This is a genomic window from Microbulbifer maximicatervae (SeqCode) (genome assembly GCF_052467325.1).
This window is the reverse complement of the sequence record NZ_CP174310.1, coordinates 2,686,445-2,712,053: the sequence shown is the minus strand read 5'-3', so window position 1 is coordinate 2,712,053 and position 25,609 is coordinate 2,686,445. Positions and strand designations below refer to the sequence as shown.

Genomic DNA, 25,609 nt, shown 5'->3' with positions numbered 1-25,609 from the left:
TATTCTGAGGGAGATAGATAGATGAAAAAGATTACACTTGCTGCTGCTATTGCTTTTATTGCTAGCGCAGGTCAGGCTGTAGCCGATAATAACTACGGTGATCAGGTTCAGCTTGGTGAAGATAACAATGCAGATATTACCCAGGTATCTGCAGCAACCAATAATGCTGCTTACCAGTGGCAGGAAGGTAATAACAACGTAGCTAATGCATATCAGGCCGGTGCTGATAATAACTACATTGACCAAACCCAGCTTGGTGACCGCAACGCGGCCTGGACCAGCCAAACTAATCAAACTGCCAGTGAGGCCCTGACTTTCCAAAACGGAGAAGGCAACTCTGGAACCATCCACCAGTGGAGTGGCTCCTACAATAGCGCCTACGCTACGCAGGTTGGCAGTGAGAATATGGTCCACTTGGATCAGTACTATGAGTCTGATTTCAACTTTGCAGATATGTATCAGGAAGGTAGCGATAACATGGGCGTTCTGCAACAGGACGGCGATGGAAACTACTTTGCTAGTACCCAGGTGGGCGACGGTAACGGTGTTTGGAACAGCACTTGGTACTCCTCTGCAGATGGCTTTGTTGGGGGCCAGGTAGGTGACTTCAACGTTGGTACTGTTTATCAGTCTGGTGCAGAAAATACTGCTAACTTGATGCAAAGCGGCGATGCTAACCTTCTAGATCTGGGGCAGGCTGGAGTGGAGAACACCGCTACTATTTTGCAAGAAGGTGATGCAAACACTGCTTTTGGTTATCAGTCAGGTGCTAATAACTTAGCCAATATTACCCAGAATGAAACCAATAACTTCGGTGCTGTGGGCCAATTTGGTAACGACAACACTGCAAACTTGGTACAGACAGGCGACTACAACACCACTGACTTTGGTCAATACGGTGATGCCAACCTGGTGAATATTGATCAAACCGGTAATAGTAACTACACCTATGGTTACAGCGCTGGTGTTTCCAACATTGTAGACATTGATCAGTCTGGTGATTTGAACCTGGCAGAAATCCACCAAGATGCTGGTGGTGACAACTTGATCACTGTAGCTCAAACCGGTCTTGAACACTCTGCTCATGTTGGGCAGTCTGGCTATGAAAACATTGCAACTGTTAGCCAGAGCAGTGCTCTGAACATGGCTAGCATTGAGCAGGTTGGTGCCAGCAACGTTGCCACCATCACTCAAAACTGATTCTGAAAAGTTTCAGCTATGAGAAAAAACCGCCCTAAGGGGCGGTTTTTTTTGAGATGCATATGGTCTTAGCTGAATATTTATCGGCTAGACTATTCGTTGACCGCAAAAATTGAGAGTCAGCTCCAATAAGCCGGTCCAAGGGGATTGCTGTCCACGGCCTCCTTTAATCGATATATCAATCGACCGCGCAAGAATTAACAGGCCTTCCAGTTGCTTTTTATTGAGCCTGTGTAGGGCTTTCTGTACCAATGGTTGTCGCTTTTGCAGCCTAACTAGTCTTGACAAAGGTTGGCCCTGCTCCAGCTTTTCCATAACCTCGAGAAGGGTACGAATTTCTCGTGCAATTGCCCAAAGAACAATGGGCGCTTCAACACCTTCAACTCGTAATCCCTCGAGTGTTTTGACCGCTTTGGCTGAGTCACCAGAGAGAGTAGTGTCGATTAGATCAAAGACATTGTATCGAGCGGAGCTGGTAACACTATGCTCCATCATTTCCCTGGTAATCTCTTGTCCGGAACAGGAGAGTTTGAGCTTTTCAATTTCCTGGCTTGCAGCGAGTAAGTTGCCCTCTACTCTTTCTGCGAGAATTTGCACTGCTTCGGGTTCGGCGGAGAGGCCTACTGAAGTAAGGCGCTGGTTGATCCAGCGGGGCATTTCCTGGATGGTCACCGGCCATACTTGGACCAGTACTCCTGATTGCTCCAATACTTTTACCCACTTGCTGTTGAGTTGTGACCTATCAAGCTTAGGTAGCACTAGTAAAAGGAGGAGGTCTTCATTTACCAGTGACGCAAATTCCTGTAAAGCTCTGCTGCCCTTATCTCCGGGTTTTCCTCCTGGTATACGCAGCTCAATTAGTTTTTTCTCGGCAAAGAGGGACATGTTGCCAGCTGAAGCAATCAGGGTGCTCCAGTCAAAATTGTGCTCTGCGTGAATAAGCTCCCGCTCTGTGAAACCATGCTTTTTAGCAGCTGAACGAACTAAATCGCAGCACTCTTGTATTATTAAGGGCTCGTCACCAGTAATAATAAAAATTGGCGATAAGCCCTTTTTTAAATTTTGCGATAATTGCTGGGAGTTAACGCGCATTTATAAACGTAACCTAGTAGCTTTTTTCTTCTAATGAAGCACTTACATCGATGCGTCGCAGGCGGTCAATTATGCGCCCAATAAGTTCTCGCTGCATCTCTGCTCGCAAGGTGTTTTCTTCTTCACTTTTACTGACAATTTCATCGACATCCCACTCTAGAGTGCGGTAAACGTCGGCTTGTGCTTTATTTAGAAGAACCTGCCCCGTACCTGTGCGTACACTATAAATGGCACTCGTAATTAGTTCATATTCTGAAGCTCGCCCTTCAGAGTCGACTGCTACAGTTAGCTTTCTTTCAGTTTCCTGGTGAATAATGAGTGAGTAGTCAGATTCCGCAGGAGACTCTGCTATCGGCACACCGGCATTCCTTAGCAGCCGTGTTAATTGGTCTGCAATATCACTTCGAGGATCTACTGCGGATATATAGAGTGTACTACCGGGAGGAAAATTCTTAGGGGCGCCTCTTAGATGCCAGCCGCAACCGGCAATAGTGATAGCGAGAAGAAAAATAAAGGCTCGATTTGCGATTGTTTTCATAAACTACTTGCCATGGTCTTGTCGGCTACAGCGAGCTGACTTAAGTGAGCCGGGAGTGAAACTCCCGGCATCATATTGCGGGTCTCTACTTGGCGACAATATTAACCAGCTTGCCAGGAACGACGATTACTTTGCGCACCGTAGCTTCACCGATAAATTTCTGAACGTTCTCATCGGCGAGGGCGAGTTTTTCCAGGCTCTCTTTGTCTGCATCAGCAGGCGCATCCAGTTTTGCGCGTACCTTGCCATTGACCTGGACGACCAAAGTAATTGAGGTGCGCACCAGTGCTTTTTTATCTGCCACTGGCCAAGGAGAATCGATTAGGGAACTGGTATTCCCCAGAACCTGCCACAGTTGGTGACAGATATGAGGAGTAACCGGAGCCAACAGCAAGACGGCGGTCTTTAGGGCTTCTCTCTCTACAGCCAGTCCTTGATCACTGTTGCGATCTGCCAGCTTGCCGACTTCATTGAGCAATTCCATTACTGCTGCGATAGCGGTATTAAAGGTTTGGCGGCGGCCATAGTCATCCCCCACTTTTTGGATGGTCTCGTGGGTTTTGCGGCGCAGCTGCTGTTGCTTGTCATTGAGGGACTGTTGGTCGATCTGTGCTTCACTGGAGCCCGCTGCAATATGGGCGTGAACGGTCTTCCAGAGTTTGCGCAGGAAGCGGCTGGCACCTTCCACACCGGCATCGTGCCACTCCAGAGTCTGCTCCGGAGGGGCGGCAAACATGGTGAACAGGCGAACGGTATCGGCACCGTACTCCTCAACCGCAGCGTGAGGGTCTATGCCATTGTTCTTGGACTTGGACATCTTTACCACGCCGCCGGCAATAATCTCTTCGCCGGTGGCTCGCTCAATCGCTTTGGTCGGCTTGCCCTTGTCATCGCGCTCGACGTCCACATCGGCGGGGTTGATCCAGGTCTTGTGGCCGTGTTCTTCCTTGTAGAAGGATTCGGCTAACACCATGCCCTGACACAGCAGCTGCTTGAAGGGTTCATCGCTATTGACCAGGCCCTCATCCCGCATCAGCTTGTGGAAGAAGCGCGCGTAGAGAAGGTGCAAGATGGCATGTTCAATACCGCCGACATACTGGTCCACTGGCAGCCAGTAGTTGGCGCGGTCCGGGTCCAGCATGCCCTCTTCAAAATCGGGACAGGTATAACGGGCGTAGTACCAGCTGGACTCCATAAAGGTGTCGAAGGTATCGGTTTCACGCTCTACGGGAGTGCCGTTGAGTTCGTCTTTACGCCATTCGGGATCGGCTTTAATAGGTGATTGAACGCCGTCGAGCTCGACATCTTCCGGCAACAGGATCGGCAGTTTGTCTGCGGGTACTGGTATTTCTCCGCCGTCGGCCAGGTTGAACATGGGGATGGGCGCCCCCCAGTAGCGCTGGCGGGAGACACCCCAGTCGCGCAGGCGGTAGTTGGTCTTAACCCGCCCCTTACCTGCAGCAATCAGCGCTTCGGAGATCGCAGTAAAGGCGCCATCAAAATCCAGGCCGTCAAAACTGCCGGAATTCACCAGTTTGCCTTTCTCTGTATAGGCCTCTTTCTCCAAATCGATAGACTCGCCGTCGGCAGCCTCGATAACCTGGATAACAGGCAGCTGGTATTTTTGTGCAAATTCCCAATCGCGCTGGTCGTGTGCCGGTACTGCCATCACTGCGCCTGAGCCGTAATCCATCAGAACATAGTTGGCCACCCATACGGAGACTTCTTCCCCACTGATGGGGTGAATCGCCTTGAGCCCGGTATCCATGCCTTTCTTGTCCATCGTGGCCATATCGGCTTCGGATAGGGACTGCTTTTTGCACTCGGCGATAAAAGTTTTGAGTTTGGGGTTGGACTCGGCAAGCTCCAGAGCGATGGGGTGCTCGGCGGCGAGGGAAACATAGGTAACGCCCATCAGTGTATCCGGACGGGTGGTGTACACATCGAAGTGGGCCATGCCCGCAATAGGCTTGGGAAGGGCAAAGCTCAGCTCTACTCCCCGGCTCTTGCCGATCCAGTTGCGCTGCATGGTGCGCACCTGCTCGGGCCACTCGGGCAGTTTGTCCAGGTCTTCGAGCAGCTCTTCGGCATAATCGGTGATCTTGATAAACCACTGGGCCAGCTCGCGGCGCTCAACGGTGGTGCCACAGCGCCAGCAGGCGCCATCTTCGACCTGCTCATTGGCCAGTACGGTCTGGTCGTGGGGGCACCAGTTCACTGCAGAGTTTTTCTTGTAGACCAGGCCTTTTTCGTAGAGGCGGGTGAAGAACCACTGCTCCCAGCGATAGTAGGAGGGTTGGCAGGTGGCCAGTTCGCGGGACCAGTCAAAGCCAAAACCCAGGGCCTTGAGCTGGCCTTTCATGTACTCGATATTGGCATAGGTCCATTTGGCTGGAGCGGTCTTGTTCTGGATGGCCGCATTCTCTGCAGGCAGACCGAAAGCATCCCAGCCCATCGGGTGCAACACGTTCTTGCCCTGCATGCGCTGATAGCGAGTAATTACATCGGTAATGGTGTAATTGCGCACATGCCCCATGTGTAGCTTGCCGCTGGGGTAGGGGAACATGGATAGGCAGTAGAACTTTTCCCTGCCGGCGTCTTCCTTTACTTCAAAGCTCTTCTCGGCCTCCCAGAATTCCTGGGCGGAAGCTTCGACTGCGGAGGGGTTGTACTGCTCTTCCATCGATTCGGGACCTATACTCTGTGATCAAAATTTGCGGGAAACTGTTCAGTGTTTATTGGGGGATGTGAACGCTTGTCAATCGGTAAAGATTGATCGCGATCAAGTTTCGTTCCCAGTGCATCTTTTACGATGCGTAAATGCGGGATTATAGGAGGGATACCGTGACGAAGGAACCAAAGTTGCCGCCGAAGGACGATCTGATTAATGAGTTTCGCGAAGACTTTGAAGATTTGGTCGAAGGTGAGCTGGCTGTTGAGAATCTCACCGCCAATAAGATGGCATTTTTACGCGCTTGGCTGAAAGATGACCTGCATCGGGCTGCTGAGTATATCCGGGGACTAGGTGGGGAATTGAAGACCCTGGAGGAGCGCAGCGGTGATTGGCTGCTGGATGCGGCGGACCCCACAGAAACCGCCTGGCCAAACTTAATGCGATGCATCAAAGAGGGCAAGCCCTGGGCTTTGGCCGGTGAGTTTGTAGGGCCGGATGAGGAGTTGCAGTGTTTGGGCTGTGGATACCGAGCTATGCCGCCGGCAAATACCCAGATCACTCCCTGCCACCGATGTGGTTATGGATGCTTTCGCCAGATTGAGGGTGGTCTCGAGTATTGAATGGGCTCTACACGGCGGCGGCCACGCTTCTGATGCCTCCAGCAGCCCCGTTGTTGGGGCTATTGGTTGCATTCCTTTTGCGATTCTCTTCATCCGGGTCCCTGCTTGAGAGATGCTCTCTACCCTTGGCCGTGATTTCTTTTTGTGTGCTTTGGTTGGGGGCGACCCCGGCATTCTCATCCTGGCTTGGGGATCGATTGGGCAAGGTACCTTATCAACCCCATATAAGGCCTGAGGCCGTTGTGATCCTTGGTGCAGGGCGTTATCGCGATAGGTATTCGAATAGGGAGAGACTCTCTGCGGCAAGTCTCGAAAGAGTTGCCGGTGCTGTCGAGCAAGCACCAGAAGAGTTACCGATTCTAGTATCCGGCGGTCGGGTTCACAGCGGAGAGCGGCTGGCAGAGTCTGATTTAATGGCTGCGTTGTTGGAGGAGGAGTTTTCCACTCCGGTTACCTGGCGTGAAGATTGCAGTCGTACTACTGCAGAGAATGCAGTAAATAGTGCTGATATTTTGCACAGTGCGAATGTGAGGTCGGTTTTTTTGGCCACTCACTGGTGGCATATGCCTCGCGCAGCGGAAATTTTTTCCCGCGCTGGCTTAGAAGTACAGCCCCTGCCGGTTGGGAGTGCCGGAGAGTTGATGCCCCGCGCTCAGGCAGGTGTGGGGCGCTGGTTGCCCAATGCCGTCTCCCTGCTGAGGACCCAGGTCTACTGGCGGGAAATACTGGCACGGATCTGGTATCGGTGGAGTTCGCTACCGTCCATCAGGAAATGTTGAGGTTCCATAAGGAACTTTTTGATAAATGTAATCTCAGAGGCCTACAGGATTTGAGGGATCAGGCGTCGAGCCCAAATGTTTGAGAGCTCTTGATTGCTAGTTGTACCGGGCTTAGGATGACTGGCGCCACAGGACATACCCATTGATTACCTTTTTATATGGAGTAGCGGCTGTGGATAAGAAACATAACAATAATCGAGATAACCTTATGATGAAGGGCATCCCACTTTCTTTCTCTCCGATACAGTTACATAACCGGTTAAACCGGGCTGTTTGGATTGGCTTCAAGCGGGTTGAGCAAGATGGCCGCACACTGGTTTTTCTGTGTGCCGGTGGCGATAGCGGCGCCCAACTCAGTAAAAATTTTGAGACTTTTGCCGGGCAGATAGTCCGGGAGTTCGGTTTTGCTCCCGCCGAAGTGGAGTTTATCGAGCTGCGTTCAAAAGCCGAGGAGTCCCATTGGTATCGCTGGCATGCCCAGTGGGTGGGGTCTGCGCCAATGGAGTGCCATGGCGATTTGGTGACCAGCGAATCTAGCCGGCGCTACTTAGCCCAGGCACTCGAAAGCGATATGGCCGCCGCTTAAATTCATTTGTTCAGGCGCTGGCTTTAGTGGTAGCGCCGTCACCCTTGAGCAGGTCTGAGAGGGCTTGCTCCAGAGTTGGGAATTGGAAGGTATAGCCGGTTTCCAGTGCTGTACAGGGCTCGACCCTATCACTGGCTAGCAGTAATTCATCAGCCATCTCTCCAAAAGCTATCTTTAAAGCCCAGGCCGGTAAGCGTAAAAACGCCGGGCGATGCAACTCTTTGGCCAGGATTCGGGCAAAGCTGTTGTTGGTTACAGGTTCCGGTGCACTTCCGTTAAATGGATGGCAAAGTTGATTGTCGATGGCGTGTAATATCAGTCCGACTTCGTCTTCTTCGTGAATCCAGCTCATCCAGTGCTCGCCCGAGCCCATGGGGCCGCCAAGCCCGAGACGAAATGGTGGCAGCATTTGGGGAAGGGCGCCACCGCGCATGGAGAGAACGATAGCTGTGCGGATAATGCCTACCTTAACGCCAGAGTGCTGCAGCGGGAGCGTGGCGGCCTCCCAGTCCCGACACAGCTGTGCGGCAAAGCCCCCTCCTGGAGCGCTGTCTTCTTTCAGTAACTCCCCTCCGCGATTGCCGTAATAGCCGATTGCGGAGCCGGACAAGAAGTAGGATGGCTTGTCTCTTTGGCCCAGGGTCCAGCGAACCAGCTTCTCCGTTGTGTCCAGGCGTGAACTGCGAATTTCAGTGCGATATTTTTCTGTCCAGCGACGGGAGATGGGGGCCCCGGCAAGGTTCACAATAACATCTACGGGCTGGTTTACCTCTGCGGGATCGCGGCAGGCCTTGGCTGATTCGCCACACAAGTTTCGAACCCTGTCCGGATGTCGGCTTAATACCGTAATAGTATTGCCTTGCTCCAGCCAGCGCCGACAAAAGAGCCTGCCTATAAGCCCGGTGCCACCGCTAATCAAGCAATGCATGGGGAATCACCTTGCCTTATATTCGCTAGAAAATTGAATGGAGCATAGCAGTGATATTCAGTGGCGGTAGCTTACCGATGGCCACCCCGGCTGGGAGTGGCCGCGGGGCTTGTTTTAATCGGGTAGCTCGCCACTGAGAGGGGAGTTGGGTTGGGGTTCCACCCTGCGGCGTAAAAACAGGGCCAGGGCCAGCATTGGGAGCGCCAAGGCAAATACCAATGAGATGCCGGCTAGCATAAACGGGGTGGCGCCACTCATCGCTCTGATATCCCCAGTCATATTCGCGCGTTCGAATTGGGGGAGTTTCTTAATAACCTTACCCTTGGGGTCCACAATTGCCGTCACACCAGTATTTGTCCCTCTCACCAGGTAGCGACCAGTTTCCAAAGCGCGCATCTGCGCCATTTGCATATGTTGTAGGGGGCCAATAGAGGTCCCGAACCATGCATCATTGCTAATGGTCAGCAAAACCTGGGAAGACAGTGCTGAGTTGGCAACCAGCCTGGGATAGACAATTTCATAGCAGATAAGCGGCGCCCAGCTTGCACCAGCAGCATTGAGCGGCGATTGTTCGTCCGGGCCTGAGCGGATAAAGGAAGTGGGGAGATTAAAAAACTCGATAGTGCCCCGAATAAAATCCTCCAGCGGTACATACTCACCAAAGGGGACCAGGTGGCGCTTGTGATACACGCTGGGGCTCTGGCCAAAAACTGCGGCGGAGTTGTGAATACTCCGCCCCTCCTGTGCCGAACCCCGGGTGTCATAGAGAATACCGGTGATCAAATCGATGTTGGTAGTCTCAGCATTGCGTTGCAGCGCCTGCATAAGGTTGGGGGCCTGCCGGTAAAGCATGGGCAGGGCGGCTTCGGGCCAGATAATTACGTCTACATCCTGATCGCTAAGGGCGCGAGTACCCTCTTGGTAGCGACTGATAGTTTCCCCTCGAAATTCTGGCAACCACTTCTTTTCCTGAGGAATATTAGCCTGCACCAGCCCAACGCTGATAAGAGGACCTTTTGCGGAGGTCCACTCCACTTGGGAGAGGGCAGCGCCTGTTGGCCAGGGTGCCAATGCTGCAGATAGCAGTATGATATGGCTGCGTCGCTTGAGGGGGGACAGGCGGCCGCTGACAAACAAGGCTAATACTGCGCTGGTAAAAGCCAGCACCAGGCCTATGCCATAAACACTTAGCACTGGAGCCCAGCCGGCTAGCCAGGTCCCTGTGTGGCCATAGCCGGCGAAGAGCCAGGGAAAGCCGGTAAACAACCAGCTGCGAAGCCATTCGCCGATAAACCACAGGGCGGCAAAAGCCAGAGCAAAGCTGAATTTGTTGTCAGTGAAACGACCGAGTAAATAAAAAGGTGTGGCTAGCGTCACTGCCAGTATGGTGACGAAAGCACTAGTGAGGACCAGCCCTAGCGGCACTGATGAGTTGCCGAAATTTGTGATCGAAACGTAGACCCAGGAAGCCCCGCTGGCGAAGAGGCCCAATCCATAGCAGAGGGCGAGCCAGAAGCTTTTGCGGCCCGGTAGCACCTGCCCTTTGGCTGCGGAGAGCAGAATCCAGGCGAATAGTGTCAGGGACAGCAGGCCGCATACCCAATAGTTAAATGGGGCAAATGAAAGTGTCATCAACCCGCCAGCTACAACGCTGGCGAGAGGAGAAAATAATCTGCGCATAAAGTTGTTGTCAGGATACCCCGTTCGCTCAGGGTATCAGTGTGTTAAGGCTTGCAGTAATGAGCGGTACTCAGCTGTCTTCTTCTGGCGGTTTGCGCATATGGGCAACCCGCAAAAGGTGTATCTGGCGGCTGTCTGCATAGAGTACCCGGAACATAAAGTCACCCAGTCGGGTGACTTCGTCACGGCCCGGCAAATGGCCGAATGATTGCATAATAAGACCGCCGACAGTGTCGAATTCTTCATCACTAAAGGCGCTCTCGAAAAATTCATTGAACTCTTCAATGGGAGTCAGAGCTTTAACGATAAAATCGTTTTCCCCAACTTTACGGATATAACTATCCGCTTCTTCTTCATCGGTCTCGTCTTCGATTTCACCGACAATTTCCTCGAGGATATCTTCGATAGTCACAACACCGGATACACCGCCGTACTCGTCTATCACGACCGCCATATGGTAACGGTTCTCACGGAACTCGCGCAGCAGGATATTGAGGCGCTTGCTCTCGGGAATAATATTGGCTGGGCGGATCAGGTCTTCGAGCTGAAATCCGTCGAAACCTTTCAACAGGAGAGGGAGCAGGTCTTTGGCGAGCAATATCCCGCGTATATCATCGACACTTTCGCCGACGACAGGGAATCGGGAGTGGCCCGAATCAATAATTTTGGGGAGGAACTCTTCCGGCTTATCGTGAAGGCCTACCACAACCATTTGCGAGCGTGGAATCATAATCTCGCGGACTTGCTGGCTGGAAACGTCCAGTGCGCCTTCGATAATAGAGAGCGCTTCAGCATCTACCAGCTGATTTTCAGCGGCGTCCTTAATGATGTCCAATAATTCGTCGCGAGACTTGGGTTCAGCTGAAAAGGCGCTGAAGAGCTTTTCCAGCCAACTTTTTTCACTCGCGCGGGATTTGCTCGCTGAGTGACTACTTGGGGGCTCGTCTGTGGTCATGGAAGTGGCCATGCTCCGGGGTTCTCTCGTTGGTAGATAAAATTCAGTAGCAGTTTGCCATTACTTCGGTGGTACAGCGGCTATCATCCCACTTCATCCAGTGGGGCGTAGGGGTCTGCAATGCCGAGGTTGGCGAGCAACTTCGTTTCCAGGCTTTCCATAACCTGAGCGTCTGCATCTTCGATATGGTCATAACCTAGAAGGTGCAGTGTGCCATGGACCACCATATGTGCCCAGTGCGCCGATAGTGATTTGCTCTGTTGCTCCGCTTCCAGTTCAACTACTGGGGCACAGATCACAAGATCTCCAAGCATCGGGAGATCCAGCTCCGCAGGGAAATCGGTAGGGAAGGATAAAACATTAGTGGGTTTATCCTTGCCTCGGTACTGGTGATTAAGTTCCTGGCTCTCACTTTCGTCCACGATTCGCACCGACAGTTCCGCTTCGTTGCGGTGGCCGGTCAAAGCCTTGGATACCCAGTTGCTGATAGCCTCATCGGAAGGGATGTCGTGGCAGCGGCTGACCCGCTGCACATCGAGTGTTAAATCAGTCATAACTCAGGTGCGGACTCTAAGCGGCATTCTCATCGGCTTTATTGGAGATTCGATCTGCCGAGGCCATTTCCAGCTCGGCTTCATGAATATCGTAGGCCTCCACAATGCGCTGCACGAGGGGGTGGCGAACCACATCCTTGGCTCCAAAGTGGGTAAAGCTGATTCCATTAACTCTCCCCAGTACTCCAACAGCATGACGCAAACCGGAAGCTTGGCCACGGGGCAGGTCGACCTGGCTGGGGTCACCGGTAATTACGGCGGTGGAGCCAAAGCCAATCCGCGTGAGGAACATTTTCATCTGCTCGCGGGTGGTATTTTGGCTCTCATCGAGAATAACAAAGGCGTTATTTAGGGTGCGCCCGCGCATATAGGCAAGGGGAGCTACTTCGATAACGTTGCGCTCGATCAGCTTGCCAACAGTCTCAAAACCGAGCATTTCGTAGAGGGCGTCGTAGAGCGGGCGGAGGTAAGGGTCTACCTTTTGGCTCAAGTCACCGGGCAGGAAGCCCAATTTCTCGCCGGCTTCAACGGCGGGGCGGACCAGGAGGATTCGCTCAACTTCATCCTTGAGCAGAGACTCCACAGCACAGGCTACTGCCAGGTAGGTTTTACCTGTACCGGCGGGTCCGATACCGAAATTGATATCATTGGTCTGCACAGCGCGAACGTATTTACGCTGATTGAGCCCTCTGGGGCGTACCGAGCACTTCTTAGTGCGAATCAGTACTACTTGGTCAGCTTCGCTGGAGTCACCGCTACCATCTTGGCCGGTGAGTTCTTCAACTCCCGCTTGCTGCAGAGCCAGGTGAATCTCATCTGGAGTGAGATAGTCCTTGGTACCGGTTTCCTTGTAGAGCCTACTGAGTAGTTCGCCAGCGGCACGCGCCGATTTGGCATCGCCAAAAAATGAAAACTGGTTGCCGCGATTTCGAATTTCGATATCCAGGCGCTGTTCTATTTGGCGTAGGTGTTGGTCGAACTGACCGCAGAGATTGGCGAGACGGCGTGCGTCGTTGGGCTCGAGAGTGATGCTGTGAGCGAGGGTTTGTGTTTCCAAATTGGTTTCCGGCACCTTTAATCCAGGGGTTATATTGCTAGGGTATACCCATTTTCCCTAAAGGGGAAAGAGGTGATTCCTACAAATAGGTTCTAACTTTACCTAATTTTAATTACGGGGCGTAATTTGGGGGGCAAGTTGAGCCTAATTTGGCGGCAGGATGTGCTTTCGAAGTACATCTTGCCGCTATTTGAGGTAATCACAAAGTCTTAGAACAGGTCTTCTTCCAGCTCAGATGTGACTAAAGTACCGCGCAGGGAGTTTGGCAGGGCCTCTTCAATCACAACATCGGCAAATTTGCCGATCAGGGCGAGATCGTCCGCACGGAAGTTGACTACCCGGTTGTTCTCGGTGCGGCCTTGTAACTGTCCGGGGTCCTTTTTGGAAACACCGGTTACCAGTACACGCTCGGTGTTGCCAACCATGCGGCGTGCAATAGCTGCCGCCTGCTGGTTAATCCGCGCCTGCAGCAGCTGTAGGCGCTGCTTTTTCACTTCTTCCGGCGTGTCATCGGCCAAGTCGGCAGCCGGAGTGCCCGGGCGAGGGGAATATATAAAGCTGAAGGAGATATCGAAGCCCACGTCCTGGATCAGGTTCATGGTCGCTTCAAAGTCCCTGTCAGTTTCGCCGGGGAAGCCGATAATAAAGTCTGAAGACAGGCAGATATCCGGGCGAATTTTCTTCAGGCGGCGGATCTTGGATTTGTACTCCAGGGCGGTGTGGCCGCGTTTCATTGCCATCAGAATGCGGTCGGAGCCACTCTGTACGGGCAGATGAAGGTGACTAACTAGTTCCGGTACCTGTCCGTAGACATCGATCAGCGCATCGGAGAACTCTACCGGGTGAGAGGTGGTATAGCGGATACGGTCGATGCCATCGATCGCTGCCACATAAGTGATCAGCTCGGCGAAATCCACTTCGTGGCCATCTTCTCCCGTAGCGCGGTAGGCGTTTACGTTTTGCCCAAGCAGGTTCACCTCGCGGACACCCTGGTCTGCCAGGTGGGCGATCTCTTCGAGTACATCGGTCACAGGGCGGCTGACTTCTTCGCCACGGGTGTAGGGAACCACGCAGAAAGTACAGTACTTGGAGCAGCCTTCCATAATAGAGACAAATGCGGTGGCGCCGTCGGCCTCTGGCTGGGGCAGGCGATCAAACTTCTCGATCTCCGGGAAGCTCACATCGACGATAACTGCGCCGCTTTTTTGCTCTTTGGTCTCCATCATCTCCGGCAGGCGATGCAGGGTCTGGGGACCAAAGATCAAGTCTACGTGGGGCGCGCGTTTGGCAATCGCCTCGCCTTCCTGACTGGCTACACAGCCGCCAACACCAATCACCAGGTCGGGATTTTTTTCCTTCAGGTGCTTCCAACGGCCCAGCTGGTGGAACAGCTTTTCCTGGGCTTTCTCGCGGATAGAACAGGTGTTGACCAATAGTACATCCGCCTCGTCGGGATCGTCGGTAGGTATCATGTCGTGGGACTCGCCGAGTAGATCGCGCATCCTCGCGGAATCGTACTCATTCATTTGGCAGCCGTGGGTCTTAATATATAGCTTTTTCACCGATGTTTCGGACATATCGCGCCTGGTTAAAAACTGGTCAACAATTAGGGTGGGGCATTATAGCGATACGACCCGGCACTGCATAGATGGCTATATTAGCTGTTGCGAACCTGTGCTATTCTTGCGCGCCTTTTCGGGCTTTGCCCGTTCTTTGATCAATTTGAGCTTCGGGGTCATCCCCATCCTGAGAGACTTATGGCCAACCCGATTTATAAAGTTATTTTCCATAATCAAAACCAAGTGTATGAACTCTACGCTCGGGCTATCTATCAGAGTGATATGTACGGGTTTATTGAGGTGGAGGAATTTGTGTTTGGGGAAAAAGCCCAGCTTGTGGTAGATCCTAGTGAAGAAAAGCTGAAAGCAGAATTTGCTTCAGTAACTCGCTCTTACCTCCCAATGCATAGTATCGTGCGCATTGACGAAGTGGAAAAAGAAGGTACCGGCAAGATTGTGGAAGTAAAGGGTGACAAAGTTGCCAAATTTCCCTTCCCCCCTCCGGTTCGTCACCCTCAGGACACAGAATAAAGCTCCTCCCGCACACTCTACAGCGGGATTCAGTATCTTGCGAACAAATCAGCAAACCGCCCAACGCGTACTAGGTTCCTGAACTGGTCAACCCATTCCTTCTTGTCTCCCATCCCAGCCCAACTCAGGCAGTCGCGGGCCTTTGTGTGCAACTGGCCCGGACTTAGAGGTTTAGCGGGTGACCCCACCAGCGAACTGACTGTCACTTCGACGGTCCGGCCATCGGTAAACTCGGCCTCGACGACGACGGGCGCTGTAACCGGTGCCGGGCTGGTCTGGGAACGTTTTATTTTATGCAGGCTTGCCTGTACCAGCGGTTCTGCAACGGCCTCATCCGTGAAATCGCGAAGCGATACTTTTCCGTTCTGAAGCAACCGCAACGCTGGATAAGACATGCTGAAGCGGGCTTCACTGGCCTTTGTGGGGGCGTCAAAACGCAGATTTTGAAACTGCGGATTTGGCAGGTATGCGGTTAGCGATTTGAGGTTCCTCAGGCGCAGGCCATGATCCCGACGAAGCATTTCAACACCATCAAGGGAAAAATGTGCCGAAGCGCAGCACGGAAATCGCTTGGTGAACAGGCCATCTTCTACAATGGCCCAACGCTCGCCAATGTCATCAAGCATCCGATGTTCCGCGCCGGGAACGGGATTTCCCTGATACAGGTCGCGAAACCCCCATTGCCCGGTTACAAATGCACTTTGGCCGTCAAGTCCAGACTGAGCCATGAATGCTGCCAGCACCGCATTATGAGCGCCGAAACCGGCATGGGTTGGCTTGGCCTTTGTTCCAAATTGCAGCCGCGTTCCCGAAGCAAGGCTAAAGCCAAGGCTCATCGCGTTGTTGATTTGCCGGGCATCAAGCCCCATCAACATCGCACAGGCACCGGCTGTTCCAATTGTACCAACGGTCGAAGTCGCGTGCCAGCCACTGGCATAGTGGTTCGGGTTAACAGCCGCCCCAATGCGTGCATGTAGTTCCAGACCCACAATGTAGGCATTTAGAATATCCTGGCCCGAAACCGGCATAATCTGGCCCAGCGCAAACAGGGCAGGTGCGAGGATTGCCGAAGCGTGTGTCATGCCAGGAAGGAAATTGTCGTCAAATTCAAGCGCATGGGCCGCTGTGCCATTGACCAATGCGGCGCTGGCCGGGGGCAGTTTCATGTCAGTGCCAATGACCTTGCAGCTGCCTGTTCCGTGTGTCTTTTGCGCGCCTTCAAAAACAATACGCACAGTCTCATCGGCGCTACCTGCGATCATGCAGATCAGACCGTCGAACAAGGCGTCGTTTGCCCGGTCCACTGCGACGTCCGATGGGGCAACAGGCCGCGATGCAGCCCATTGGGACAGTTTGAACTCTGCACTGCCCTGCCCGTTAGTCATGGCCAAGTTCTTCCAGCGCAACATTTACCCAATACGCGACACCGTGAGGGATTGCCCGGTCATCAAAATCGTAAAGCGGGGTGTGGAGGAAATGATGGTCGTCGCTGTCGCCATTGCCCATGCAAATGTACGCGCCAGGCACCATTTCAAGAAAGAAAGCAAAATCTTCGGACCCGCTCAGCGGTGTCATCTCGGTGTCCACTGTGGCATCAGAAGACGTTTGTCGCGCAGCTTTTACTGCGACATCCACTTCGCGTTTGTGATTTACCATTGGAGGATAGCGGCGCGTATAAATCAATTCTGCTTCGCAGCGATGTGCCTGTGCGCAAGAGTGTGCCAGTTCACCGATCCGGTTTTCCAACATGTCGCGTGCTTCGGGCGTGTAGCTACGTGCCGTACCGCGGATGACAACCTTGGAAGGAATGATATTTGGCGCGCCCCAGTCGCCTGCTGAAACATGACCGATACTGACAACTGCGGAATCTGTAGGTGCCAGATTGCGGGCCACGATTGTTGATACGGAAGACAGGAATCCGGCCAAAGCCATGGTAGGGTCGGTGCCCTTCTGAGGCATAGCGCCATGGCCACCGGTACCGGACAGAATGACTTCCCAGGTGTCGGCTGCTGCCATCATCGGCCCTTCGCAGATCTCGAAATTGCCGATTTTGATCCCCGGCATGTTGTGCATTCCATAAACCGCATCACAAGGAAAGCGGTCGAACAACCCGTCCTCGATCATCACCTTTGCACCGCCGTGCCCTTCTTCGGCAGGTTGAAAAATGAACTGAACGGTGCCAGAGAAATCGGGGTTTTGAGATAGGTATTCTGCCGCTCCAAGAAGCATTGCCGTATGCCCGTCATGACCGCAAGCGTGCATTTTACCCGGCACGGTCGCTTGATATGGCAACCCGGTTTTTTCTTCGATGAACAACGCATCCATGTCGGCGCGGAGACCGACAGTCCGATTGCCATTTCGCTTGCCTTTCAGAGTGCCGACCACACCCGTTTTGCCAAGCCCGCGATTAACTTCGATCCCCAGTTCGGCAAGCCTGGTCGCTACAACCTCAGAGGTGCGCACTTCTTCGAACGCAATTTCCGGGTGCCGGTGGAGGTCCTGGCGAATGCGGATGGCGGTTTCAACTAGGTTGCCGTAGTTCAGGATGTCAGCGTGATCAACGGTCGCCATTGTTGTTTTCCTCTTGGAGAGATTGCGCACTGGCCTGCGACAGGATCGTCAAGCCCCGCGCGATGCCGTGCAGAAAGACGGCCAAGACAAAGATTGGCACGGAATAGTCACCGGTGGCGCGCATGCGAATGAGATCGGACTCGAATTCAGCAAATGTAGCGAGGATGTTGAAGAACATTTTGCCCATGGGATCGGCGGGATCATATACCGAAATGCCGAGTGCCAGCGGCACGCCTTTGGCTTCGAGTTGATCGGCGATAGCACGAGCATCTAGAACTGATCTGGCCAGACGGTCGAGCTTTGGTACAACAAATGTGTCCCCCTCTCGCATTGCTGCTATCGCTTGATCGAGGCCCGGGCGTACCCGGTTCGTGCCGGTCAGGCCGTGGTCAGCATAAATGCAATCCTCGGTCACACCGAGGTCAACAAGTGTCTGACGCTGCGCTGTCAGGTCCTGTTCGTCGGTGGAGCAGCGGGCATATCCGATGAGCGTGTTTTTCATGGACGCACTGTACGTAAACGGCCCCTTCATAGCAATTATCATCGTACCATCTATATGAGACATTCTTTGTGCCGGTTTTGCAGGGGATACGAACTGGCGGAATTTTGTCCGCTGACCGATCCCCTTACGGACACTCATTCTTTGACATTCCAGAAAGGTTGCTATGCCCCGACTTATGTGGCCGGGTTACAACCCGGTTTTTTGACACCTAACTCATCTTTACACCTTTTTTTCCTCTGCAATATAAGCTTCAATAAAAATCCTCCTGACTGTCATCAAATCGCTGCAAAGTGGTTGCGCTGACGATCAACGCCGTTCTGTATTTAGTTGATCTCAATTTGCTAGCAAGAGAGCAAATACGGATTTATCGATTTTTCTCAAGTTAGCTCAAGCGACGACCTATATTTTTGCCGCGTATCTGCCCTGATTTTTATGGGCTGATAACTGGTACAGACTGGAACTTTGCTATGAGCAATCGCTATCGCGCACTGTGGATTTCCGATGTCCATTTGGGCAGCAGAGACAGTGAGCCCCATCGACTTGCAGATTTTCTGGCTCAGAATCGCGCCGATACGGTCTATCTGGTTGGGGATATTTTTGATATGCAGGCACTCGCTCAAGGACGAGGTACATGGTGTCAGGCCTCTTCTCTGCTACTGGAAATGCTTTCCGAATTAAGTAGCCTGACGCCTGAAGTCATTTATATTCCTGGAAATCACGACGCGCCAATGCGCAGCTGGGCCGGAAAGCGGCTCGGCAATATCCGAATTGAAAAAGACTATATCCACACTGCCTCCAATGGGCGCCGCTTTTGGGTAACTCACGGCGACCAGTTTGAACACCGAATTAAAATAAATCCAATCAGTTACCACATCGGCGATCGCAGTTATTACCTGATGCTGCGCTTTAATCGCTGGATCAATTATTGGCGCAATCGATTTAACAAGCCCTGGTGGTCGCTGGCCAGCCAGATAAAAAATCGTGTGGGTGCCGCTCGACAAATGATGAGTGATTTTGAGGATGTCGCTACTCGTGAAGCGATATCGCGGGGATTTGATGGCGTTATTTGTGGTCATATCCATAGGCCTGCCCTTAGAAATAAAACAGTGTGTGGGGATGCTGTGACCTATGCGAATTGTGGTGATTGGGTCGACTCTATGAGTGCGGTTGTAGAACAACAAGACGGCAGTTTGGACCTTTTACGTTGGTATCGGGCTCCAAAAATTGCCAGCATAATGACAGAGGTGGTTGCGGCATGATTCATCTTGAGAGCCTTTTGCAGAAAAATGCCTGGTATAGTGCAGGTCCGCAAAAACCCACGCGAAAACTGGTTTCAGCCACAGTTAAAAAAATCTGCTGTGAAGAGCAGCTGCAGGAATTTACCAGTAGCTATCCCCACCTTGGGGGGGTGGATTTTATTCGCCAAATTTTTGATGACCTTAATTTTCGCTACGAATTAAATCCGTCGGAATTAGCTCGAGTCCCTACGAACGGGCCGCTGGTAATTGTTTCCAATCACCCATTGGGGAGCTTGGATGGGTTAGCACTTATCGACATGGTGGCGCGAGTACGTCGGGACGTACGCGCTGTGGCGAGCCAATTATTATGGAATATAAAACCTCTGCGTTCCTGCTTGTTACCTGTAGATAATTTTAATGGGCATACCCGCCGAGCGGATATTGAAGGTATATATAACCACTTAGGTGAAGGGGGGGCGATTATTATTTTTCCGGCGGGCGAGGTGTCCAGGCTAACCCCTCAGGGCGTTCGCGATGGTCGTTGGAACCCGGGTTTTGTTCGCTTTGCGGAAAAAACTAACGCGCCGATATTGCCAGTACAGGTGCAGGGTAGAAATTCCTGGTGGTTCTATGGCCTCTCCATGTTGAATAAACCTCTCTCAACTTTATGGTTGATCAGGGAGATGTTTAAACAAGCTAGCCGTAGTATCGATATTCGTATAGGACGGCCACTGGAAACTGAACATTTTCACAGTTGGCCTCTTACTCCTCGTGCTAAAGCCGCCCTGTGGCGTAAACATGTTTATCAATTGCATCGTTCCCCTGCCCCTTTGGGGCCAGAATTAATTGTCGAGGCAGAGCCAGAAGAGGAAGTGGCGCGGGTGGTGGAGTCCTGCGTGTCACTGTCTGAATCGGATAATTTTTCTGTGCGTTTATATCGGCAGAAAGCGGATTGCCCTGTTATGCGAGAATTGGCCAGAGTAAGAGAAATTGCATTTCGCGCAGTGGGAGAGGGGACTGGGCAGAGCCGGGATTGGGATGCATTCGATGCTCATTACGACCACCTGTTGTTGTGGGATACTGAAAATCGTCAGATTGCTGGGGCCTACCGCATAGCGGCAACTGAGACGCTCTCAGCGGATGAAGTTTACAGCAGTACATTATTTAATTATCCGCAGCCCCCTCGTCAGTGCTTGCCAGAGTCCGCTGAGCTGGGGCGTAGTTTTCTGTTGCCGGATTATTGGAGGGGAAGGGGGTTAGATCTACTTTGGAGTGCTATTGGGCAGTGGGTTTTGCGTAATAAAGTACGTTACCTGTTTGGCCCGGTATCAATGCCAGGTACGTTCTCAGTGAGAGCTAAGTCCGCCATTGTGCGCTATTTTTCCCATTATTTTGCTCCTGAAAACTCCTTGGGGGATGCTCGACTGCCATTCCCGGAAGCACAGTCTGAGTTACCTGAACTACTTGGAGATTCGGTGTCAGATATGCGTCAGTTGAAGCAGGTTTTGCGCGAGGAGGGCGTCATGCTGCCTCCCTTATTTAAAAAGTATGCTTCTGTTACCAAACCGGGCGGAACCAGTTTCCACGCATTTAATATTGACCCGGATTTTTGCGATGCTGTGGATGGACTGGTCGTTGTTGATTTATCCAAAGTAGATGAGAAGTTTGCTAGGCGTTATTTAGGTGCCTGATTGTGAAGATATCACTAATTAAAAAGGCAGCTTTAAGCTGCCTTTTTAATGATTCAGGAAATTTTCCTGGGCATTTGGATTTGTTAAATCTTGCCAAGCTTTTTACGCAAGCTCACCAGTTTGACACAGAGAACAAAAATAGACATTGCCGTATCCAGCTCTTCCAGTGGTGGGAAGCTGGGCGCAATTCGAATATTGCTGTCCTTAGGGTCCTTACCATAAGGGAAGGTTGCGCCGGCAGGTGTTAATTTTACCCCAGCATCCGCTGCCATTTCTACCACTGCTTTTGCACAACCTGGAAGAGTATTAAAGGAAACAAAATAGCCCCCCGCGGGCTTTTCCCAGCTGCCCATATTTGCATCGGCTAGGGCATTGTGTAAGTGCTCCAGAACACACTCAAACTTCGGGCGAAGAATATCTGCATGCTTACGCATATGTTCTGTCAAACTGGTATGTTCAGTGAAAAATCGCGAATGTCGCAGTTGATTGACTTTGTCGGGCCCGATAGTCATTGCCTGCATTTGTGCCTTGAGGGAGTCCAGGTTTGCCTGGCTGGCACTAACGAATGCAACCCCTGCACCAGCGTGAGAGACCTTTGAAGTTGAGGCAAACTGTAATACGGAGTCTGCGGTATCATTTTCCAGGGTCGCAGTACGAATATTCGGCAGGTTCACGTAGCTGCCAAAGTCATGCACTGAGTAGGCATTGTCCCAGAATATTCGGAAGCCGGAGCCGGCAATTTGCCCCAGCTGCGCCAACCTTTCTACAGTCTCCTTGCTGTAAGTGACTCCTGTCGGATTTGAAAACTTGGGGACGCACCAGATACCAACAATTTCTTCATCTTGGCGCACGAGCTTTTCAATAAGCTCTATGTCGGGGCCATGCTCTCCCATGGGCACATTTATCATTTCGATGCCCAGTTGCTCACAAATAGTAAAGTGGCGGTCATAGCCGGGAACAGGGCAGAGGAATTTGGGAGCTTTCAGTTTGCGCCAAGGAGTGTTGCCTGCAAAGCCAAAAAGGTAACCAGTGACAACGGCGTGATACATCAGCGTGAGAGAGCTGTTCCCCCCAGCGATAACCTCATTGACGGGTACCTGAAGCATTTCAGCTCCAAGCTCTCTTGCGCAAGTCAGGCCGATTAAGCCACCGTAGTTGCGAGTGTCTGTACCATCGGCCGCCCGATAATCACCGGAAAGAATGCCATCAAGTTTATCAGAAAGTTTTAATTGCTCCGCCGAGGGTTTTCCACGTGTGATATCCAGGCTTAACTCATGTTGGCAGATTTTGTCGTAGTGGCCGCTTAATTCCTGTTCCCACTCAATCAGCTGTTCCTGTGTGGCGGACTCAATATGCACTTGGATTCCCCTGGCTGGTAACTTGAGTTGGCGAGCTTATCAGTCTAGAGGCGGTTTCGTCAGCAGGAAATCGCAAATGGAAATTAGTTTCTATTGAATCTAAGTGTCAGCAACTATGATAGGTCTCTGATTGGTTAGATCAACTACTCCACTAGTTGTCCCTGCGATAATATTTTGAAATAAGGGGATCTTTACTCACTGGATAGGGTGCGAAAGTCCTGGGCGTAGTCCCGTAGAGTTTTACTTAGGTGGCGACGTTGTGTAGGGCTGGTGCTGGATAAAATCTCCTCTCCTAATTCCCGGGCCTGGATTTTGCGTTGCTCTTGGGCCTTGCGGTATTCATCTGTCCACAGCTGTTCGGGGTTTTCCAGCAAACTTCGCAATTTCTCAAGATATCTATCAGGCTTCTGCCGTAGCAGCTCGATGGCATGACTTTGCCAGATCTGCTGTTGCTCATTGCGTAGAACCGGGTTGTACTCTACTTGCTTGACCCAAGCTGCAATCAACTGCTTCTGCTGATCGGTCAAGCTTCCCAGCCAGCGCCTGCTCTCCTTGCGAATTTGTCGGTCGCGACGACGTTGGACTTTCCAGGGTGAGCGCTGCCATTTTTCTAGTGTTTTCTTTTGCTTTTTTATCAGGTTGTGTTGTAGCCGGTCAATTTGCTGTGGTGTTAGTTGTGCCGCTATAGGAAGTATCAGGTTAAACGCATTATTACTGGCGCTGCTAATAAAGTGGCGGACCTCATCTTCAGCAGGACCTAGCTGAGGATCTTCCAGCTGCCCCTGATCTACTTTGTCTGCCAGTTGAGTGAGAAAGTTGGCATATTTGGGAAGTTGTGTCTGCCGATGCCAGTGAAAAAAACTATTGAGGGCTCCTTGAAATTCCAGTTCCTGCTGAGAATTCAAGTCCACATAATCGTGAAGCTTCCAGCGTATCCAATAGTCGATGTTGTTATAGGCAAATTGGATGCTGGAGCAGCTGCTAAGTAAGCTTGCCACTACCAAAAGAATGATTAGGTGCCACTTTTGTGCGGTGAAACTGCCCGGGGTTTGGGGCATTGATCCTTCCTATAGCTCTGATCGGCAGCGACTGACAGGGGTGCCTTAAGCATAGATTAAAAAGATATAGCGAATACCCATTCTCCTGCGACAGATATAGGGTTTTTTGTTGGCTGGAGAGTTCTTGGTTATTTGTAGTCAAGCAAGGAAGACTATTGACGCCAATTAACCAGGAGAGAGTACGGCTAGGCATAGACTGATTGATGGGGCCCGGTATCAGTGAGGAGCCTGGGACCGTATTTTGAGTGAGTTAGACGGGTCGTATTATGGTTACCACGGTTATGGAGGCTGAAGCTCGTGAGGCGCCGGATAGGATTGCTCAACAGCTGCATTCCAATGCCTCAATAATGTCTTGCTTGGGGGAGCGCTTGCGTCAGACGCCTCCTCGCTTCGTGATGATTGTGGGGAGAGGATCTTCTGATCATGCAGGAGTGTTTGCCAAGTACCTGATAGAGATTGAAACTGGTACCCCAACTTTTGCTGCGGCGCCATCGGTCTCCAGTGTCTATGGACGTACGTTAAAGCTTAATGATGCGCTGGTTATCGTTATTTCCCAGTCCGGGAGAAGTCCAGATATCCTGGCGCAAGCGCGCATGGCAAGAGAGCAAGGCGCTTATACAGTGGCTTTACTTAACGATGAAGACGCGCCAATCAAAGATGTGGTCGACTTGGTTATCCCATTAAAAGCCGGCCCGGAAAAAGCGGTGGCAGCTACGAAGAGTTATCTGGCAACCTTGTCCGCCATATTGCAGATGGTTGCTAACTGGACACAGGATACTGCCCTTTGTACTGCATTGGAAAAGTTGCCAGAAACGCTCAAGGCCGCAGTGCGGGCAGAAATTCAATTGCGACCAGAGAATCTGGCCTCAGTACAAAACCTAGTGGTATTGGGGCGAGGGCCGGGTTATGGGATTACCCGGGAGCTGGCACTTAAGTTAAAAGAAGTGTGCAATATTCATGCGGAATCATATTCCAGTGCAGAATTCTTGCATGGCCCTGTCACCTTGGTTGAGGGAAAGTTGACAGTGGTGAACGTTCCTATTGAAGATGAATCATTCCCCACTCACAGTCAGCAGATTGATGAAATCCGGCGGCGAGGGGCGGCACTGATTAACTTGCATGTGCCGAGTAAGGGGGTTCATCCTAGAGTGGCCCCATTGGCACTTTTGCAACGCTTTTATATTGATGTAGCCCACGTGGCGGTAAGTCGGGGGATTAATCCCGATGAGCCGGTGGGTTTAAAGAAGGTCACTCAGACCGTCTGAATAAAACAGAGAATAGTATTTGGGAGGGGAAAGTGGGGGTTACCCTGATTGCTGAAAGGCTCTTTGATGGCGAGCGTATTCTCTCGGAGATTGCCGTCACTGTTGGTGACAGTGGAATAATTTCTTCGGTGGGTGGAGGTGTGAGTTCCAGCGCGGAACGTTTACCGGGTCTATTGGTTCCAGGTTTTATTGATATTCAGGTCAATGGCGGAGGAGGTGTGCTGTTCAATCAGGACCCCACTGTTTCTGCTCTTCAAAAAATAAGTGAAGCTCATCGCCAGTTCGGTACCAGTGCATTCCTGCCTACCTTGATCACAGATAGTTTGCCCGTGATGCAGCGGGCTGCCGATGCAGTAAGTGAAGCGATCTCCAGCGATGTTCCTGGGGTAACCGGTATACATTTTGAAGGGCCGCATTTAAGTGAGGCCAAAAAAGGTACCCATGAGCAGGGCTTTATTCGTCATTTGAGTGATGACGAGTTGTCCCTCTACGCCAGGGAGGACCTGGGAATACGGTTGGTTACCCTGGCGCCAGAATGTGTTGCAGTATCCGACATCCGGAAGTTAGTTTCTCTGGGGGTTCATGTTTGCTTGGGGCATTCGAATGCGTGTGCTGACACGGTTGAGGCCGCATTGGATGCCGGCGCAACGGGATTTACCCATCTATATAACGCAATGTCCCCACTTCATTCCCGTGAGCCGGGTATGGTGGGAACGGCACTGATTCGCGATGACGCTTGGTGTGGGTTGATTGCCGATGGGCACCACGTGAGTCCTGGCGCAATGGCGTTGGCTTTAAAGGCAAAGCCTCGCGGCAAGTTATTATTGGTAACCGATGCGATGTCATTGGTGGGTAGTGATGAAATCAGCTTCCCCCTGTTTGATCGAGTGGTCACGCGAGAGGGGGATAAGCTGACCTCCAGTACTGGAGAGTTGGCAGGCTCGCATTTGGATATGATCGGCGCGGTGAGAAATATTTGCGACTGGTGCGGGGTTGAATTGCAAGAAGCATTGCGTATGGCAAGTTTGTACCCGGCACAATTTATTGGCTTGGGGTCAGGAATAATTACTGAGGGCGCCCGTGCCGACATGGTTCTGTTGGATGAAGGGTTGCAGGTGAGTAGAACTTGGAGTCAAGGCCGCGAGGTATTTCGGAGGCATTAACTTTCAGCAC

Annotated in this window: 23 protein-coding genes; 9 read left to right on the top strand and 14 right to left on the bottom strand. The window is 51.9% G+C overall.

What is annotated here, in order from left to right; genetic code table 11:
- Positions 1 to 21 precede the first annotated feature (21 nt).
- Positions 22 to 1,200, top strand: coding sequence for a hypothetical protein (locus ACJJIE_RS12215; protein WP_444891867.1), 1,179 nt, complete (start codon positions 22 to 24; stop codon positions 1,198 to 1,200).
- Between the two features lie 87 nt (positions 1,201 to 1,287).
- On the opposite strand, the gene holA is transcribed toward ACJJIE_RS12215, so the two are convergent.
- From holA to leuS, 3 genes are all read right to left on the bottom strand, one after another.
- Positions 1,288 to 2,292, bottom strand: a complete 1,005-nt coding sequence (gene holA / locus ACJJIE_RS12210; protein WP_444891866.1) for a DNA polymerase III subunit delta — start codon at positions 2,290 to 2,292, stop codon at positions 1,288 to 1,290.
- A 13-nt stretch (positions 2,293 to 2,305) separates the two neighbouring features.
- Entirely contained in the window at positions 2,306 to 2,830 is a 525-nt protein-coding gene (locus ACJJIE_RS12205; protein ID WP_282931506.1) for an LPS-assembly lipoprotein LptE, read from the bottom strand.
- An 85-nt stretch (positions 2,831 to 2,915) separates the two neighbouring features.
- Positions 2,916 to 5,513: a leucine--tRNA ligase gene (gene leuS, locus ACJJIE_RS12200; protein WP_444891865.1), complete on the bottom strand. Its 2,598-nt coding sequence runs from the start codon at positions 5,511 to 5,513 to the stop codon at positions 2,916 to 2,918.
- Positions 5,514 to 5,674: 161 nt separating this feature from the next.
- Between leuS and ACJJIE_RS12195 the strand changes: the two genes are divergently transcribed.
- The 3 genes from ACJJIE_RS12195 (at position 5,675) to ACJJIE_RS12185 (ending at position 7,489) form a co-directional block, all read left to right on the top strand.
- The gene (locus ACJJIE_RS12195) at positions 5,675 to 6,124 is read left to right on the top strand and encodes a zinc ribbon-containing protein (protein ID WP_444891864.1); all 450 of its coding nucleotides are present in this window, start codon (positions 5,675 to 5,677) and stop codon (positions 6,122 to 6,124) included.
- Between the two features lie 197 nt (positions 6,125 to 6,321).
- Positions 6,322 to 6,903, top strand: a complete 582-nt coding sequence (locus ACJJIE_RS12190) for a YdcF family protein (RefSeq protein WP_444891863.1) — start codon at positions 6,322 to 6,324, stop codon at positions 6,901 to 6,903.
- A 172-nt stretch (positions 6,904 to 7,075) separates the two neighbouring features.
- Positions 7,076 to 7,489, top strand: coding sequence for a hypothetical protein (locus tag ACJJIE_RS12185; protein WP_413663111.1), 414 nt, complete (start codon positions 7,076 to 7,078; stop codon positions 7,487 to 7,489).
- A 10-nt stretch (positions 7,490 to 7,499) separates the two neighbouring features.
- On the opposite strand, the gene ACJJIE_RS12180 is transcribed toward ACJJIE_RS12185, so the two are convergent.
- From ACJJIE_RS12180 to miaB, 6 genes are all read right to left on the bottom strand, one after another.
- Complete coding sequence (locus tag ACJJIE_RS12180; RefSeq protein ID WP_444891862.1) at positions 7,500 to 8,417, bottom strand: TIGR01777 family oxidoreductase; 918 nt, start codon at positions 8,415 to 8,417, stop codon at positions 7,500 to 7,502.
- A gap of 114 nt (positions 8,418 to 8,531) precedes the next feature.
- A complete protein-coding gene (gene lnt, locus ACJJIE_RS12175; RefSeq protein ID WP_444891861.1) occupies positions 8,532 to 10,097 on the bottom strand; it encodes an apolipoprotein N-acyltransferase in 1,566 nt (521 codons plus the stop codon).
- A 70-nt stretch (positions 10,098 to 10,167) separates the two neighbouring features.
- A complete protein-coding gene (locus ACJJIE_RS12170) occupies positions 10,168 to 11,052 on the bottom strand; it encodes a CorC family transporter (protein ID WP_282934646.1) in 885 nt (294 codons plus the stop codon).
- Positions 11,053 to 11,135: 83 nt separating this feature from the next.
- Positions 11,136 to 11,606, bottom strand: coding sequence for an rRNA maturation RNase YbeY (gene ybeY, locus ACJJIE_RS12165; protein WP_444891860.1), 471 nt, complete (start codon positions 11,604 to 11,606; stop codon positions 11,136 to 11,138).
- A gap of 16 nt (positions 11,607 to 11,622) precedes the next feature.
- Positions 11,623 to 12,678, bottom strand: coding sequence for a PhoH family protein (locus tag ACJJIE_RS12160; protein ID WP_413663106.1), 1,056 nt, complete (start codon positions 12,676 to 12,678; stop codon positions 11,623 to 11,625).
- A 194-nt stretch (positions 12,679 to 12,872) separates the two neighbouring features.
- Positions 12,873 to 14,240 (bottom strand): tRNA (N6-isopentenyl adenosine(37)-C2)-methylthiotransferase MiaB, encoded by a 1,368-nt coding sequence (gene miaB, locus ACJJIE_RS12155; RefSeq protein WP_444891859.1) that lies wholly within the window; start codon positions 14,238 to 14,240, stop codon positions 12,873 to 12,875.
- Between the two features lie 180 nt (positions 14,241 to 14,420).
- Here miaB and ACJJIE_RS12150 point away from each other — a divergent pair, with 180 nt between their 5' ends.
- Positions 14,421 to 14,753 carry a DUF1820 family protein gene (locus ACJJIE_RS12150; RefSeq protein ID WP_444891858.1) on the top strand — a complete coding sequence of 111 codons (333 nt, stop codon included), beginning with the start codon at positions 14,421 to 14,423 and terminating at the stop codon, positions 14,751 to 14,753.
- Between the two features lie 29 nt (positions 14,754 to 14,782).
- Here the strand turns inward: ACJJIE_RS12150 and ACJJIE_RS12145 are convergent, their stop codons facing one another.
- Genes ACJJIE_RS12145 through ACJJIE_RS12135 form a run of 3 tightly spaced genes read right to left on the bottom strand, consistent with a single transcriptional unit; the run spans position 14,783 to position 17,826 of the window.
- Entirely contained in the window at positions 14,783 to 16,138 is a 1,356-nt protein-coding gene (locus tag ACJJIE_RS12145) for an MmgE/PrpD family protein (RefSeq protein ID WP_444891857.1), read from the bottom strand.
- Positions 16,131 to 17,324: a M20 aminoacylase family protein gene (locus ACJJIE_RS12140; protein WP_444891856.1), complete on the bottom strand. Its 1,194-nt coding sequence runs from the start codon at positions 17,322 to 17,324 to the stop codon at positions 16,131 to 16,133. The genes ACJJIE_RS12145 and ACJJIE_RS12140 overlap by 8 nt, the downstream gene beginning before the upstream one ends.
- Positions 17,311 to 17,826, bottom strand: a complete 516-nt coding sequence (locus tag ACJJIE_RS12135; RefSeq protein ID WP_444891855.1) for a recombinase family protein — start codon at positions 17,824 to 17,826, stop codon at positions 17,311 to 17,313. Before ACJJIE_RS12135 ends, ACJJIE_RS12140 begins: the two co-directional genes overlap by 14 nt.
- 467 nt (positions 17,827 to 18,293) lie before the next feature.
- On the opposite strand from ACJJIE_RS12135, the gene ACJJIE_RS12130 reads away from it, so the two are divergent.
- Positions 18,294 to 19,085 carry a UDP-2,3-diacylglucosamine diphosphatase gene (locus ACJJIE_RS12130; protein WP_282931517.1) on the top strand — a complete coding sequence of 264 codons (792 nt, stop codon included), beginning with the start codon at positions 18,294 to 18,296 and terminating at the stop codon, positions 19,083 to 19,085.
- The gene (gene olsF, locus ACJJIE_RS12125) at positions 19,082 to 20,755 is read left to right on the top strand and encodes a bifunctional ornithine lipid synthase OlsF (RefSeq protein WP_444891854.1); all 1,674 of its coding nucleotides are present in this window, start codon (positions 19,082 to 19,084) and stop codon (positions 20,753 to 20,755) included. The genes ACJJIE_RS12130 and olsF overlap by 4 nt, the downstream gene beginning before the upstream one ends.
- A gap of 83 nt (positions 20,756 to 20,838) precedes the next feature.
- Here olsF and ACJJIE_RS12120 read toward each other — a convergent pair whose 3' ends face one another.
- A complete protein-coding gene (locus tag ACJJIE_RS12120; RefSeq protein WP_444891853.1) occupies positions 20,839 to 22,113 on the bottom strand; it encodes an aspartate aminotransferase type Ic in 1,275 nt (424 codons plus the stop codon).
- A 191-nt stretch (positions 22,114 to 22,304) separates the two neighbouring features.
- Complete coding sequence (locus ACJJIE_RS12115) at positions 22,305 to 23,171, bottom strand: DUF6279 family lipoprotein (RefSeq protein WP_444891852.1); 867 nt, start codon at positions 23,169 to 23,171, stop codon at positions 22,305 to 22,307.
- Between the two features lie 266 nt (positions 23,172 to 23,437).
- Between ACJJIE_RS12115 and nagB-II the strand changes: the two genes are divergently transcribed.
- Both nagB-II and nagA read left to right on the top strand, forming a co-directional pair.
- A complete protein-coding gene (gene nagB-II / locus ACJJIE_RS12110; RefSeq protein WP_444891851.1) occupies positions 23,438 to 24,436 on the top strand; it encodes a glucosamine-6-phosphate deaminase NagB-II in 999 nt (332 codons plus the stop codon).
- A gap of 32 nt (positions 24,437 to 24,468) precedes the next feature.
- Positions 24,469 to 25,599, top strand: a complete 1,131-nt coding sequence (nagA, locus tag ACJJIE_RS12105) for an N-acetylglucosamine-6-phosphate deacetylase (RefSeq protein WP_444891850.1) — start codon at positions 24,469 to 24,471, stop codon at positions 25,597 to 25,599.
- The last annotated feature ends 10 nt before the right edge of the window (positions 25,600 to 25,609 follow it).

Excerpts from the sequence above, each read along its gene's own strand:
- olsF (WP_444891854.1), top strand. The coding sequence starts at position 19,082 with ATGATTCATCTTGAGAGCCTTTTGCAGAAAAATGCCTGGTATAGTGCA.
- ACJJIE_RS12145 (WP_444891857.1), bottom strand. The coding sequence starts at position 16,138 with ATGACTAACGGGCAGGGCAGTGCAGAGTTCAAACTGTCCCAATGGGCT.
- leuS (WP_444891865.1), bottom strand. The coding sequence starts at position 5,513 with ATGGAAGAGCAGTACAACCCCTCCGCAGTCGAAGCTTCCGCCCAGGAA.
- ACJJIE_RS12130 (WP_282931517.1), top strand. The coding sequence starts at position 18,294 with ATGAGCAATCGCTATCGCGCACTGTGGATTTCCGATGTCCATTTGGGC.
- ACJJIE_RS12135 (WP_444891855.1), bottom strand. The coding sequence starts at position 17,826 with ATGAAAAACACGCTCATCGGATATGCCCGCTGCTCCACCGACGAACAG.
- ACJJIE_RS12140 (WP_444891856.1), bottom strand. The coding sequence starts at position 17,324 with ATGGCGACCGTTGATCACGCTGACATCCTGAACTACGGCAACCTAGTT.
- holA (WP_444891866.1), bottom strand. The coding sequence starts at position 2,292 with ATGCGCGTTAACTCCCAGCAATTATCGCAAAATTTAAAAAAGGGCTTA.
- ACJJIE_RS12180 (WP_444891862.1), bottom strand. The coding sequence starts at position 8,417 with ATGCATTGCTTGATTAGCGGTGGCACCGGGCTTATAGGCAGGCTCTTT.
- ACJJIE_RS12205 (WP_282931506.1), bottom strand. The coding sequence starts at position 2,830 with ATGAAAACAATCGCAAATCGAGCCTTTATTTTTCTTCTCGCTATCACT.
- ACJJIE_RS12170 (WP_282934646.1), bottom strand. The coding sequence starts at position 11,052 with ATGACCACAGACGAGCCCCCAAGTAGTCACTCAGCGAGCAAATCCCGC.
- ACJJIE_RS12215 (WP_444891867.1), top strand. The coding sequence starts at position 22 with ATGAAAAAGATTACACTTGCTGCTGCTATTGCTTTTATTGCTAGCGCA.
- nagB-II (WP_444891851.1), top strand. The coding sequence starts at position 23,438 with ATGGTTACCACGGTTATGGAGGCTGAAGCTCGTGAGGCGCCGGATAGG.
- ybeY (WP_444891860.1), bottom strand. The coding sequence starts at position 11,606 with ATGACTGATTTAACACTCGATGTGCAGCGGGTCAGCCGCTGCCACGAC.
- miaB (WP_444891859.1), bottom strand. The coding sequence starts at position 14,240 with ATGTCCGAAACATCGGTGAAAAAGCTATATATTAAGACCCACGGCTGC.
- lnt (WP_444891861.1), bottom strand. The coding sequence starts at position 10,097 with ATGCGCAGATTATTTTCTCCTCTCGCCAGCGTTGTAGCTGGCGGGTTG.
- ACJJIE_RS12150 (WP_444891858.1), top strand. The coding sequence starts at position 14,421 with ATGGCCAACCCGATTTATAAAGTTATTTTCCATAATCAAAACCAAGTG.
- ACJJIE_RS12115 (WP_444891852.1), bottom strand. The coding sequence starts at position 23,171 with ATGCCCCAAACCCCGGGCAGTTTCACCGCACAAAAGTGGCACCTAATC.